The organism is Streptomyces sp. NPDC051578 (assembly GCF_044454045.1).
Lineage (GTDB): Bacteria > Actinomycetota > Actinomycetes > Streptomycetales > Streptomycetaceae > Streptomyces.
Genome location: NZ_JBITDH010000004.1, coordinates 290645 through 303387, shown reverse-complemented (window position 1 = coordinate 303387; position 12743 = coordinate 290645). Strand labels below are relative to the sequence as shown.

The 12743-nt window shown below is 71.2% G+C and carries 15 protein-coding genes; 8 read left to right on the top strand and 7 right to left on the bottom strand.

Annotation, left to right across the window (positions count from 1 at the left end; genetic code table 11):
• Nucleotides 1-26 precede the first annotated feature (26 nt).
• From ACIA6C_RS20520 to ACIA6C_RS20510, 3 genes are all read right to left on the bottom strand, one after another.
• Complete coding sequence (locus ACIA6C_RS20520; RefSeq protein ID WP_361130535.1) at nt 27-485, bottom strand: SseB family protein; 459 nt, start codon at nt 483-485, stop codon at nt 27-29.
• 69 nt (nt 486-554) lie between these two features.
• Complete coding sequence (locus ACIA6C_RS20515; RefSeq protein ID WP_399277713.1) at nt 555-770, bottom strand: DUF397 domain-containing protein; 216 nt, start codon at nt 768-770, stop codon at nt 555-557.
• On the bottom strand, nt 751-1602 hold the full coding sequence (locus tag ACIA6C_RS20510; RefSeq protein ID WP_399277711.1) for a helix-turn-helix domain-containing protein: 852 nt from the start codon (nt 1600-1602) through the stop codon (nt 751-753). Before ACIA6C_RS20510 ends, ACIA6C_RS20515 begins: the two co-directional genes overlap by 20 nt.
• 114 nt (nt 1603-1716) lie before the next feature.
• Here ACIA6C_RS20510 and ACIA6C_RS20505 point away from each other — a divergent pair, with 114 nt between their 5' ends.
• The 5 genes from ACIA6C_RS20505 (at nt 1717) to ACIA6C_RS20485 (ending at nt 6619) form a co-directional block, all read left to right on the top strand.
• Nucleotides 1717-1923, top strand: a complete 207-nt coding sequence (locus ACIA6C_RS20505) for a hypothetical protein (RefSeq protein ID WP_399277709.1) — start codon at nt 1717-1719, stop codon at nt 1921-1923.
• Nucleotides 1920-2324: an ATP-binding protein gene (locus tag ACIA6C_RS20500; protein ID WP_399277707.1), complete on the top strand. Its 405-nt coding sequence runs from the start codon at nt 1920-1922 to the stop codon at nt 2322-2324. Before ACIA6C_RS20505 ends, ACIA6C_RS20500 begins: the two co-directional genes overlap by 4 nt.
• 67 nt (nt 2325-2391) lie before the next feature.
• Nucleotides 2392-4218 (top strand): acyl-CoA dehydrogenase, encoded by a 1827-nt coding sequence (locus ACIA6C_RS20495; RefSeq protein ID WP_399277705.1) that lies wholly within the window; start codon nt 2392-2394, stop codon nt 4216-4218.
• Nucleotides 4219-4471: 253 nt separating this feature from the next.
• Nucleotides 4472-5212 (top strand): hypothetical protein, encoded by a 741-nt coding sequence (locus ACIA6C_RS20490; RefSeq protein ID WP_399277703.1) that lies wholly within the window; start codon nt 4472-4474, stop codon nt 5210-5212.
• A gap of 102 nt (nt 5213-5314) precedes the next feature.
• Nucleotides 5315-6619, top strand: a complete 1305-nt coding sequence (locus tag ACIA6C_RS20485; RefSeq protein ID WP_399277701.1) for a M18 family aminopeptidase — start codon at nt 5315-5317, stop codon at nt 6617-6619.
• A gap of 38 nt (nt 6620-6657) precedes the next feature.
• On the opposite strand, the gene ACIA6C_RS20480 is transcribed toward ACIA6C_RS20485, so the two are convergent.
• Nucleotides 6658-8493, bottom strand: coding sequence for an NHL domain-containing thioredoxin family protein (locus ACIA6C_RS20480; protein ID WP_399277699.1), 1836 nt, complete (start codon nt 8491-8493; stop codon nt 6658-6660).
• Nucleotides 8494-8564: 71 nt separating this feature from the next.
• Here ACIA6C_RS20480 and ACIA6C_RS20475 point away from each other — a divergent pair, with 71 nt between their 5' ends.
• Nucleotides 8565-9149 carry a Uma2 family endonuclease gene (locus tag ACIA6C_RS20475; RefSeq protein WP_399278015.1) on the top strand — a complete coding sequence of 195 codons (585 nt, stop codon included), beginning with the start codon at nt 8565-8567 and terminating at the stop codon, nt 9147-9149.
• Between the two features lie 12 nt (nt 9150-9161).
• Here the strand turns inward: ACIA6C_RS20475 and ACIA6C_RS20470 are convergent, their stop codons facing one another.
• Nucleotides 9162-9965 carry a hypothetical protein gene (locus ACIA6C_RS20470; RefSeq protein ID WP_399277697.1) on the bottom strand — a complete coding sequence of 268 codons (804 nt, stop codon included), beginning with the start codon at nt 9963-9965 and terminating at the stop codon, nt 9162-9164.
• 32 nt (nt 9966-9997) lie between these two features.
• Between ACIA6C_RS20470 and ACIA6C_RS20465 the strand changes: the two genes are divergently transcribed.
• On the top strand, nt 9998-10492 hold the full coding sequence (locus ACIA6C_RS20465; protein ID WP_366081355.1) for an LURP-one-related family protein: 495 nt from the start codon (nt 9998-10000) through the stop codon (nt 10490-10492).
• Nucleotides 10493-10593: 101 nt separating this feature from the next.
• On the opposite strand, the gene ACIA6C_RS20460 is transcribed toward ACIA6C_RS20465, so the two are convergent.
• Nucleotides 10594-10911, bottom strand: coding sequence for a hypothetical protein (locus ACIA6C_RS20460; RefSeq protein WP_361130568.1), 318 nt, complete (start codon nt 10909-10911; stop codon nt 10594-10596).
• A gap of 75 nt (nt 10912-10986) precedes the next feature.
• Nucleotides 10987-11766, bottom strand: a complete 780-nt coding sequence (locus ACIA6C_RS20455) for a carbon-nitrogen family hydrolase (RefSeq protein ID WP_399277693.1) — start codon at nt 11764-11766, stop codon at nt 10987-10989.
• Between the two features lie 137 nt (nt 11767-11903).
• Between ACIA6C_RS20455 and ACIA6C_RS20450 the strand changes: the two genes are divergently transcribed.
• Nucleotides 11904-12728 (top strand): maleylpyruvate isomerase family mycothiol-dependent enzyme, encoded by an 825-nt coding sequence (locus ACIA6C_RS20450; RefSeq protein WP_399277691.1) that lies wholly within the window; start codon nt 11904-11906, stop codon nt 12726-12728.
• Nucleotides 12729-12743 lie beyond the last annotated feature (15 nt).

Below are 12743 nucleotides of genomic sequence, written 5' to 3'. Positions count from 1 at the left end.
TCCAGCCGCCTGCGCAGCAATGGCGTCTAGCCATACATGCGGCGCATGGCGTAGTCGACCATCTGCTCGACCGCCTTGGCGTCGAAGACCATGCGGTGGTCGCCCTCCATGTCGAGGACGAAGCCGTACCCGGTCGGGAGCAGGTCGATGACCTCGGCGCCGGTGATCACGAAGTACTTGGACTCCTTGCCGGCGTACCGGCGGAGCTCCTTGAGCGTGGTGAACATCGGGATGACCGGCTGCTGCGTGTTGTGGAGGGCCAGGAAGCCGGGGGTCTCGCCACGCGGGCAGTAGACCTTCGAGGTGGCGAAGATCTGCTGGAAGTCCTCGGCGGCGAGCTGCCCGGTGGTGAAGGCGCGTACGGCGTCCGCGAGGGAGGGCGGGGACGGCTCGGGGTACAGCGGCGGCGCCTGCTGCGCGTAGCCCTGCGGGGGCTGCTGCGCGTACTGCTGCTGGGCGCCCGGGTTCTGGTCGTAGCCGTACATGCGGCACAGACTACCGAGCGGCCGCCGCCCTACGGTCGGGTACGGGCCACCCCTGCGGGGAGGCCCGCATCAGCCGGCGCAACCGCCGTCCTTCAGGGCGGCGACGAAGGGCGTCCACGCCGCCGCCGTGACGACGATCGCGGGCCCGCCCGGCCGCTTCGAGTCCCGGACGGGGACGAGTCCGGCCAGGCCGTCAGCCACCTCGACGCAGTCGCCGCCGGTGCCGTTGCTGTAGCTGCTCTTGCGCCAACGGGCGGACGCCAAGTCAATGTCGGTGCGTGCCATTTCGGAAGTCCTCTGCAGCTGCGTCGATCCTCGCGAGGGACGCCTCAGGTGACAGCGCGGCAGCCCTGAGCAGATCGTACGACCTGCGGTAGTCCCGCACGAGCGCCGGATAGTCGATGAGTTGCCCGCTATGCAGGCTCTCGGTGTACACCACCGGGGGCGCATCCGTGAACGTCATCACCTTGGCCATGCCCATCATGAAGGGATGGGCGGCGGCGGTTTCCGGAACGATCTGCAGAACGGAGCGGGTCGCCCGGACAACTCCGGCGATGTGCTCAAGCTGTTCGGCCATCGGCTCAGGTGCCAGGATGCGTCGCCGGATCAGCGACTCGTCTGCGATCACCCAGTACTCCGGGGGCCTCTCGCGCTCGAAAAGGCGAGCCCGCGCCATGCGAGCGCTCACCTTCTTCTCGATCTCGCTGTCGAGGGCCCGAGGCATCGCTGCCCGAGTCAGGGCCCGAGCGTATGCGGCTGTCTGCAACAACCCCGGCACCAGCATCGGGGCCCATTCCTCGATGGTCTCGGCATACGGCTCCATCTCCGCCACGTCCGCGAAGTACTCCGCGTGCCCGGACTGCTTCGCCTTGCGCGCATCTTCACAGCGGCGCTCGAAAAAGCCGTCTGTACCCAGCTTCTCGTCCACGTGCCGGGCCAGATCCGGCGGCATTCGGCGCTCGCCGCGCTCGATCTGGCTCAGGAACGGGACGCCTCGGAAACTGCCCTCCGCCAGCTGCTCCAGCGTGAGCCCGGCCGACTCCCGTTTGAAGCGCAGCTCGGCGCCGTAGAAGGACGGCACGTTCGCCGACGCGTCAGTGTCCTTACGAGGAGGCACAACCCACCACCGCCATTTGCCACTTGCCCTGCGTAACCGAAAACCCTTCCCACGCTACGCCCGGCGGCGCCACGCTGTGAGCGGTTCGTCACACTCCGCACAGAAGGGGCCCCCATGAGCACACACGCCGCCGACCGCGAGGCGATCGACGCACTCGCCCGGCTCCGCGCCGCACTGGCCACGCACGGGATCACGCTGCCCTCGCTCGACCTCCACCTCGCCTCCTACGCCAGCGGCTACGGCAACCCGCCCCTGATCACCCTCGGCAACTGCAACACCGCCACCGCGCAGCGCCTGGCCGCCGCCCTGGCCGAGCGGTGAACGGCCTCACCCTCCGGCTGCTCGCCACGCCTGAGGAGGTGGCCGACGTACGGCGGGCCGTGCGGGAGCACGTCGGGGAGCCGTGCGCCGACGTACAGCTCTGCGTCAGCGAGCTGCTGGCCAACGTGATCACCCACCTCGGCGCGGGCACGCCCGTCACGCTGCGGGTCACCGGAAGGGCAGCCCGCACGCGGGTCGAGCTCACCGACCCCGATCCGCGGGCGTGGCCCGTACCGCGCCGGGCGGCCGGCACCGACGAGTGCGGACGCGGGCTGGCCCTGCTCGACGCGGTGGCCCTGCGCTGGGGGGTGACACAGGGCGCCGGATGCAAGACCGTGTGGTGCGAGCTTGAGCCTGGTCACAGTCCGGACCGGAGGGTTGCCCTTATTACCGGTGGGTAGCATCATGTTGTTACCGATTGGTATGTACGAGGAACCTGTCTCCCCGAGCCTTAACGGAGCCGTCGCCATGGGGCACTACAAGTCGAATCTCCGCGACATCGAGTTCAACCTCTTCGAGGTGCTCGGCCGCGACAAGCTGTACGGCACCGGCCCGTTCGGCGAGATGGACACCGAGACCGCCAAGAGCATCCTGGCCGAGCTGACCAAGCTCGCCGAGAACGACCTGGCCGCCTCCTTCGAGGACGCGGACCGCAACCCGCCGGTCTTCGACCCGGCCACCAACACCGCGCCCGTCCCGGCGTCCTTCAAGAAGAGCTACCAGGCCTTCATGGACTCCGAGTACTGGCGCCTGGGCCTGCCCGAGGAAATCGGCGGCACCACCTCGCCCCGCTCCCTCATCTGGGCCTACGCGGAGCTGCTGCTCGGCGCCAACCCGGCCGTGTGGATGTACTCCTCCGGCCCGGCTTTCGCCGGCGTGCTCTTCGAAGAGGGCAACGAGGCGCAGAAGAAGATCGCCGAGATCGCGGTCGAGAAGCAGTGGGGCTCGACCATGGTCCTCACCGAGCCGGACGCCGGCTCGGACGTCGGCGCCGGCCGCACCAAGGCGGTCCAGCAGGACGACGGCTCCTGGCACATCGAGGGCGTGAAGCGCTTCATCACGTCCGGTGAGCACGACATGTCGGAGAACATCCTCCACTACGTCCTCGCCCGCCCCGAGGGCCACGGCCCGGGCACCAAGGGCCTGTCCCTCTTCCTCGTCCCGAAGTTCCACTTCGACTGGGAGACCGGCGAGCTGGGCGAGCGCAACGGCGTCTACGCCACGAACGTCGAGCACAAGATGGGTCTCAAGGCCTCCAACACCTGCGAGATGACCTTCGGCGACCAGCACCCCGCCAAGGGCTGGCTGATCGGCGACAAGCACGACGGCATCCGCCAGATGTTCATGATCATCGAGTTCGCCCGGATGATGGTCGGCACGAAGGCCATCGCGACCCTCTCCACCGGCTACCTGAACGCGCTGGAGTACGCCAAGGAGCGCGTGCAGGGCCCGGACCTGGCCAACTTCATGGACAAGACGGCTCCCAAGGTCACCATCACCCACCACCCCGACGTGCGCCGCTCGCTCATGACGCAGAAGGCGTACGCGGAGGGCATGCGCGCGCTCGTCCTGTACACCGCGTCCATCCAGGACGAGATCCAGGTCAAGCAGGCCGCGGGCGAGGACGCCTCCGCGCTGGTCGGCCTCAACGACCTGCTGCTGCCGATCGTGAAGGGCTACGGCTCGGAGAAGTCCTACGAGCAGCTCGCGCAGTCGCTGCAGACCTTCGGCGGTTCCGGTTACCTCCAGGAATACCCGATCGAGCAGTACATCCGGGACGCGAAGATCGACACCCTCTACGAGGGCACCACCGCGATCCAGGGCCAGGACTTCTTCTTCCGGAAGATCGTCCGCGACCAGGGCGCCTCCCTGAACGTCCTCTCCGAGACGATCAAGAAGTTCCTGGCCGAGGCCGTCGGCGGCGACGACCTCGCCCCGGCGCGCGACGCGCTCGCCAAGGCCGCGGTCGACCTGGAGGCCATCGTCGGCCAGATGATCGTCGACCTCACCGCCACCGGCGAGGACGTCAAGAACATCTACAAGGTGGGTCAGAACACCACCCGCCTGCTGATGGCCTCGGGTGACGTCGTCGTCGGATACCTGCTGCTCAAGGGCGCCGCCGTGGCCGCGGAGAAGCTGGCCACCGCCGCCGCGAAGGACGTCCCCTTCTACACCGGCAAGATCGCCGCCGCGAAGTTCTTCGCGGCGGAGGTCCTCCCGGGCGTCTCGGTCCAGCGCGCGCTGGCCGAGAGCGTGGACAACAGCCTGATGGAGCTGGACGAGGCCGCCTTCTAAGCCGCGCCGCTTCGACGGTCACACGGCCGGGCCCCCTTCCCGGGGGCCCGGCCGCTGCCGTACGGGCCCACCCACGGCCCGCAGCGCTGCCCGGCGGTCCGCACCGGCCGCCGGAACCGGCCCCGGACACCGCGGCGCCGCCCGGCGGGCCCCGGGCCGCCGGGCCCCGCGCAGGGGTGTGGTCAGGGGCGTGTTCGGGGGCCCACGACCTGCGCATTCCCTGCTTGTCAGTCGGCCGTGGGACGCTCTAGGCATGACGCCACAGGATCAGCACGGCAACGGCAGGGGGTACTCCGTCCCCACCGGGCGGCCGTACGCCCTCAAGGAGCTGCAAGCGATGCTGGGCAGCCTCGGCGACCACGCCCGGGAGCTGTACGACGGCTCCCACCCCGCCGAGTACGAGGGCCTCGCCGACGCGCTCTACACCGCGTTCCAGACCGCCGCCGGCCTGGCCCCCGCCAAGAGCTACACCGGCTGCCCCGAGCACCCCAACGGCGCCCTCGACCCCGAGGCGCCCGACGGCTGGGGCCGCTGCCTGATCTGCAACGACCGGCGACGGCTCGGCATGCGCCGGCACGGCGGGCGCCCTGGTCCCGCCGCCCCGGTCCCCGGGCAGCAGCGCCGACTGGGATACCCGGTGCCCGAGCCCCCGTACACGCACGAACTGCTGCGGGGGTACCTCCGTACGATCGAGGACCAGCGCTTCCACCTCGGCATCTCCTCGCCCGCCGCGGACTTCGTACGGATCGCGGACGACCTGCACCGCGCCTTCATCGTCGCCCGGGAACTGTCCCGCCCCCGCAACGCCTCCGGGTGCTCCGAACACCCCGGAGCGCCGATCGACCCCGATGCGCCGCCGGGTGAGGCCTGTATCTTCTGCGCCGGACGCAAAAGACGCGCGCAGCGCCCTTCGCAGACCCCCGAGATGCTCCCGCGCATCCGCCGGGGCGAGCGGCGGCAGCTACAGCGCAGATTCGAGCGTCCGCCGGGCTGAAAACGACGGGACCGCGGGCCACACACCCCGCGTCGCCCTGACCTTTCCGCTATCCGCCGCAGTCCGGCCATGGCGAACACGACCGTCGTTAAGGTGAACCACATGACCTCTCCCGCCCACTTCGACCGCGGCCACACCGACGACCTGATGGCCTTCCTGACGGCCAGTCCGTCGCCGTACCATGCCGTGGCCAACGTGGCCGAGCGGCTGGAAAAGGCCGGTTTCAGGCAGCTGTCGGAATCGGACGCCTGGGACTCGGGTACGGGGGGCAGGTTCGTACTCCGCGGCGGTGCGATCATCGCCTGGTACGTACCGGAAGGCGCCGCCGCGCACACCCCGTTCCGCATCATCGGCGCCCACACCGACTCCCCGAACCTGCGCGTCAAGCCGGTCCCTGACACGGGCTCACAGGGTTGGCGGCAGATCGCGGTCGAGATCTACGGCGGGACGCTGCTCAACACCTGGCTGGACCGCGACCTCGGCCTGGCCGGCCGGCTGACGCTGCGCGACGGCAGCGAGCGGCTGGTGAACGTGGACCGGGCGTTGCTGCGCGTGCCCCAACTCGCCGTGCACCTGGACCGGTCGGTGAACACCGACGGGCTCAAGCTCGACAAGCAGCGCCACATGCAGCCGATCTGGGGCCTGGGCGAGGTCCAGGAGGGCGACCTGATCGCGTTCCTGGAGGAGGAAGAGGGCCTGCCCCAGGGCTCGGTGGCCGGCTGGGACCTGATGGTCCACTCGATCGAGCCGCCCGCGTACCTGGGCCGCGACCGCGAGCTGCTGGCCGGACCGCGCATGGACAACCTGCTGTCGGTGCACGCGGGCGTCGCGGCGCTGGCGGCCGTCGCCGGGTCCGGTTCGGGGAACGCGAAGCTCGACCACATCCCGGTGCTGGCCGCCTTCGACCACGAGGAGAACGGCTCGCAGTCGGACACCGGCGCGGACGGCCCGCTGCTGGGCAACGTGCTGGAACGTTCTGTCTTCTCGCGCGGCGGCTCCTACGAGGACCGGGCGCGCGCCTTCGCGGGCACCATCTGCCTGTCCTCGGACACGGGCCACGCCGTGCACCCCAACTACGGTGAGCGGCACGACCCGACGCACCACCCGCGCGCCAACGGCGGCCCGATCCTCAAGGTCAACGTCAACCAGCGCTACGCCACCGACGGCAGCGGGCGCGCGGTGTTCGCGGGCGCCTGCGAGCGGGCCGGGGTGCCGTGGCAGACGTTCGTCTCCAACAACTCGATGCCGTGCGGTACGACGATCGGCCCCATCACGGCCGCCCGGCACGGCATCCAGACCGTGGACATCGGCGTGGCGATCCTGTCGATGCACAGCGCCCGCGAACTGTGCGGCGCCGACGACCCGTTCCTGCTGGCCAACGCGCTGGTGGCGTTCCTGGAGGGCTGAGCGCCGGCCCCCGCCCCGCGGGGCGGGGGCCGTGTCCCCTACGCGTCCATCCCGGCGAGGACGAGGGGGAGGCGGGCGGTCCCGTCGGCGGTGACGGTCACCGGGACGCCCCAGTCCTGCTGGTGGACATGGCAGGCCGGGTACTCGTTGGCCGGATCGTCGTCGCAGGACGCGGCCATCGCCGAGACGTGCAGCACGCCTTCGGTGACCTCCGGGTTCAGCGTCAGGTCGCGGAACAGGTCCGTCCCCGGGCCCTCGCCCGCCAGCAGCAGCCCGGGCGGGGTCGAGGAGACCAGGAGGCGGGTCGAGGGCCCGTAGCGGGTGTCGAGCTTCTGCCCGCTCGGCGCCTGGAAGACCACGTCGAGGCGGAGCGTGCCCGGCGCGACCTCGGTGGCGGCGCGCTGCGTACGGTGGGCGACCGCGTCGACCCGCACGGCCTCCTCGGGCAGGCGCAGCCGCGTCAGGCGGTGCCGGGCCGACTCCACGACCACGATGTCCCCGCCGACGAGGACGGCGTCGCTGGGCTCGCGCAGGTCGGTGGCGAGGGTGGACACCTCCTCCGCCGCCGGGTCGAAGCGGCGCAGCGCGTGGTTGTACGTGTCGCAGACCGCGACCGAGCCGTCGGGCAGCGCGGTCACCCCGAGGGGGTGCTGGAGCAGGGCCTGGGCGGCGTCGCCGTCGCGGTGCCCGAAGTCGAAGAGTCCGGTGCCGACGGCGGTCCGTACGACGTACTCCTCGCCCTCGCGTTCCAGGTACCTCAGCGCGCTGGTCTCGGAGTCGGCGACCCACAGCCGGTCCTCGGTGGCGGCCAGCCCGGACGGCTGCGCGAACCAGGCCTCGGCGGCGGGCCCGTCCACGAGCCCCTCGTTGGTCGTGCCGGCGGCCACGCCCACGGTCCCCGTCCCGGGGTCCCAGGTCCACAGCTGGTGCACGCCCGCCATGGCGATCCACACCTTGCCCTGCCACCACGCCACGTCCCAGGGCGAGGACAGGTCGACCTCCAGGGCGGGCCCGGAGGTGGCCGATCCCTGCCACCACTGGCGGCCCGTCCCGGCGACGGTCTCCACGGCCCCGGTGGCGGGGTCGTACGTGCGCAGCGCGTGGTTGACGGTGTCGGCGACGACGACCCTGCCGTCGGGCAGCAGCGCGAGGCCCTGGGGCTCGCTGAAGCTGTCGGCGGTGAACCCGCGCTCGCCGCTGCCGATGCGCCGTACGACGCTCTCCCCGTCGGCGCCGAGCTCCACCAGCTGGTGCCGGGTGGAGTCCGACACCAGGAAGTTCCCCGAGGGCAGCAGCAGCGCCTTCCCGGGGAACCGCAGGTCGCTCGCCACGGGCTCGGGCGCCACGTACGGCCCGTCCCCGCGCCGCAGGGTCCCCTTGGCGGCGTGCTCGGCCTCCAGCTCCGCCACCAGCCGCTCGATGGCGTGCGCGTGCCCCTCACCGGCGTGCTGGGCGACGACGTACCCCTCGGGGTCGATCACCACGAGCGTGGGCCACGCGCGTACGGCGTACTGCTTCCAGGTGGCGAGCTCGGGGTCGTCCAGGACGGGGTGGTGCACCTCGTACCGCTCGACGGCGTCCACGACGGCCGCGTGCTCGGCCTCGTGCGCGAACTTCGGCGAGTGCACGCCGACGATCACCACGGTGTCGCGGTGCTTCTCCTCCAGCTCGCGCAGCTCGTCCAGGACGTGCAGGCAGTTGATGCAGCAGAAGGTCCAAAAATCCAAGATCAAGATGCGACCTCGGAAGTCGGCGAGCGTCAGGTCCTTCCCGCCGGTGTTGAGCCAGCCCCCCTTGCCGATCAGCTCGGGGGCACGGACGCGGGCACGGCGGGTTGCGGGCGCGGGGGTGTGCGCCGGAGCAGCATCGTTCATCCTTCAAGCTTGCCATCCCCGCCCAGGTGCACCCCCGGGGGTGACGCCGCCCGGTCGAGCCGCGTGGCAGGCTGTCCGCAGGCAGCGAAGGAGGCGTCCGGCATGACGACCGCGTACGACCCGGCGAGGGCATCGATCCCGAGCGTGCCCTGAAGTACGCCATCCAGCACCACAACGGCGACCGCACCGAGATCCTTGAAGGGGTCATCAGCAACGTGACGCCGAACTGGGATCACGAGAACGCGGCCGAGGAGATCCGCGATCAGATCAAACCGCGGGTCAGGGAACTGGGCTGTGTGACCGGCTCGGGCAATCTGGACCTACCCGGCTCGGCGAACTGGTACGTCCCGGACCTCGCGGTCGCCCCCAAGGAATTGGCAAAAGGCGGCGGCGCCCTCCTCCCCGACCAGACCCTGCTGATCGTCGAAGTGACCTCGGAGTCCAACGCCGAGACCCATCGCGTCGTCAAGCGCAAGCGGTACGCCGAGTACGGCGCGCCGCTCTACCTGCTGGTCGACCGGTTGGACAAGACCGTCACCCTGTTCTCCGAGCCCGGGCGGCTCGGTTACGCCGGGGTCGACGGGCCGCACCCGTTCGGGACGGCTGTGCGGCTGCCGGAGCCGTTCGGCCTGCACCTCGACACCAGCGAGCGCTAGGTCCTGTCCGGCCTAGGACAGGAAGGCGTCCAGGGAGCGGGCGAGGGCGGTGACGAAGGCGTCCTGGACGTCCGTCGGGACGAGGTGGAGGGACAGGTAGGGGTTGAGGTCCTCCAGTTCGACCAGGAGGAGGTCTCCGGAGGGGGTGCGGCAGGCGTCCACGCGCTGGATGCCGTGCGTGAGGGTGTTCCACTCGACGAAGGCGCGGGCGAAGGCCAGGTCCGCCGGGGCCGGCTCGTAGGGCTCCAGCTCCCAGCGGCGCTCGGGGTCCGGGGCGTACAGGGCGTACTGGAAGGCGTCGTCCACGAAGTAGAACGACACCTCGTACGCGAAGTCGATCCGCGGCTGGATCAGGGTCCGGCCCGGTTCGGCGGTGGAGGGGTCCGCCGTGAAGGTGAGGCCGATGGAGTCCGCGCCCTGCTTGGGCTTCACCGCGTACTGCGGGACCCGCGGCAGCAGGTGCAGGTGCGCCGGGTCGTCGACCGTCGGGATCACCGGGTAACCGGCCGCCGTCAGGTCCGGCAGGTACTGCTTGCCCGCCATGTCTCCCCGTCCCGTCAGCGGGTTGTAGACGCGGGCGCCGCGGGCGAGGGCGGCGGTGCGGAAGGCGTCGTAGGCCTCCTGGTAGTGCAGGACCGGGCCGCTGTTGCGGACCACGACCGCGTCGAAGCCGCCCATCAGCGCTTCGGCGTCGCGCGGGTGGCACAGGGCCAGCGGGAAGTGCTCGCGCAGCCGTCCGGTGAGGAATATGTCCTCGTCGCAGTAGCGGCGGCCGCGCGCCGGGTACGTCAGGTCGGTGACAAAGAGCAGAGGCATGGCGGCAACCTATCGCGGGCACGGATCAGGCCATGAAATACCTCGTACGGGACAAAGTGCTGGCCATCGGGGACGACTACTGGATCGAGGACGAGGAAGGCCGCCAGGCCTTCCTCGTCGACGGCAAGGCCCTGCGGCTGCGCGACACCCTGGAGCTCAAGGACCGCGACGGGCGGATCCTGATCACCCTGCGGGAGAAGTGGCTCGCCTTCCGCGACGCGATGACCCTGGAGCGGGACGACCGCCGGCTGGCCGTGATCCGCAAGAAGCGGCTGTCCCTGCTGCGCAACCACTACCTGGTCACCCTGGCCGAGGGCACCGAACTCGACGTCAGCGGGCGGATCCTCGACCGCGAGTTCAAGGTCGAGTACGACGGCGAGCTGCTCGCGCTGGTCTCCCGCCAGTGGTTCCGGGTCCGCGAGACGTACGCGGTGGACGTGGTGCGGGAGGACGCGGACGCGGCGCTGCTGATCGCCGTCGCCGTGTGCGTGATCCGGATGGCCGAGAAGGAGCGGGAGGAGCGGTAGCCGGATCGGCGGCGGTCGCGGCAGCGGTGGCCCGGCCGGCGGCGGTCGCCGGATCGGCGGCGGTGGCCCGGCCGGCGGTAACCGTCCCGGTGGTGGCCCGGTCAGCGGCCGCGCGCGCTCAACTGGCCCTGTGCGTAGGGGTCGGCCTCCGGGGTGTACGGGCCGCCGTGGTCCGCGAGGAGGTCGGTGATCCGCCGCCATTCCGCCAGGGCGGCGCGGGTGGACGCATCGGCGTCGGCGCCGTCCCCGCCCGCGACGGCGTCCTCGGCCCGCTCCAGGGCGGCCGCCGTCTGGTGGTGGGTCATGCCGGTGGCCTCGGCCCGTACCCGGTCGCGGGCCTCGATCTCGCCGGGGGACGGTTCGTGCGGCTCCAGTGCCGCCTCCACCATGGCCTCCACGGCTTCGGACTCCTGCGACATGGCACCCGCCCCCCTGCTCCGCCTCATGCTCCGTCGTCGCCCGCCTACCCCGCGGCCGCTCCGCCAACCGCCGCCTCAGCGCCCTAGGCGGCGGTCCTTCAACGCGGGGAACTGCTCCCGCGTGTCCGCGACCCTCGCCGGATCCAGTTCCACCGTGAGCACGTCCTCGCCCGGGCCGGCCTCCGCGAGCACCTCGCCCCACGGGTCCACGACCAGGCTGTGTCCGGCCTGCTCGACGCCCGCGTGGGTGCCGGCCAGCCCGCAGGCCAGTACGTACGCCTGGTCCTCCACGGCGCGGGCCCGGTTCAGCAGCGTCCAGTGGGCGCGGCGGCGGGCCGGCCAGCCCGCGGCGACGACCATCGTCGTGGCCCCGGCGTCGACCAGGCCGCGGAACATCTCGGGGAACCGCAGGTCGTAGCAGGTGGCGATGCCGAGCGTCTGCTCCGGCAGGGTCACCGTGGTCAGGGTGTCCCCGGCGGCCATCAGCACCGCCTCGCCCTGGTCGAAGCCGAAGCGGTGGATCTTGCGGTAGCTGGCGGCGAGCTCACCGGCCGGGGAGATCACCAGCGCGGTGTTGTACAGCGACCCGTCGCCGGCGCGCTCCACGACCGAGCCGGCGTGGAGCCAGACCCCGGCGTCGCTCGCGGCCTTGGACATCGCCTCGTACGTCGGGCCGTCCAGCGGCTCCGCCTCGGTCTCGAACTGCTCGTAGGCGAACGCGCCGACCGTCCACAGTTCCGGCAGCACGACGAGGTCGGAGGCGGACTGCTCCCGTACGAGATCGGCCACGCGGGCGCGCCGGGAAGAGACCGACTCGCCCTCGTTCACCGCGACTTGGATCAGAGAGGCGCGCACACTACCACCGTCCTTGCATTGCGTCCGTCAGCTCGGGCCTACGATCGTCACACGAAAGCGCTGCCGGGGTGCTCACCGGCAGCGTACTTTTGGGCACAGTCCACAACGCGCCACTGAACAGCACGCGAGGGGTCCCGTTGACCGTCCATCCCAGCCTCCAGCCCTATGCCGATGCGTGGACCCATTCCATCGAGGCGATATCCGAGCTGGTCCTCCCCCTGTCGGAGGGCGAGTGGAACCGGACCACTCCCTGTCCCGGCTGGTCGGTCCGTGACGTGGTGTCACACATCATCGGCATCGAGTGCGAGCAGCTCGGCGACCCGCGGCCGATCCACACGCTGCCGCGCGACCTGCGCCACGTCGTGGACGAGTTCACCCGGTACATGGAGGTGCAGGTTGACGTCCGGCGCCACCACACCGCCCCGGAGATGACCTCCGAGCTGGAGTACACGATCATCCGGCGCCAGCGCCAGCTCCGCAACGAGAAGCGGGATCCAGCCACGCTGGTGCGGGGCCCGCTGGGTGACCAGGTGCCGCTGGAGTTCGCGCTGCGGCTGCGGGCGTTCGACGTGTGGACCCACGAACAGGACCTGCGGGCGGCGCTCGGCGTACCGGGGAACTGGGACTCGCCCGGCGCGTACGTGGCGCGGGACATCCTGCTGGCCGGGTTGGCGAAGGTGGTCGCGAAGGAGGCGGGCGCGCCCCCGAACTCGGCCGTGGTGCTCGACGTCCACGGGGAGCTGGAGTTCATGCGGACCGTACGGGTGGACGCGCAGGGGCGGGGCACGCTGGACAAGGCACCCTCGCTGGGTCCGGCGGTGACGCTGGCGATGGACTGGCAGACGTACGTGCGGCTCGCGGCGGGGCGGGTACGGCCGCACGCGGTCGCGGACCGGGTGAAGGTCGAGGGCGACGTCGCCCTGGCGCAGGCCATCCTGACGCGCTTCGCCGTCACCCCGTAGCCGCCACCGGCCCGC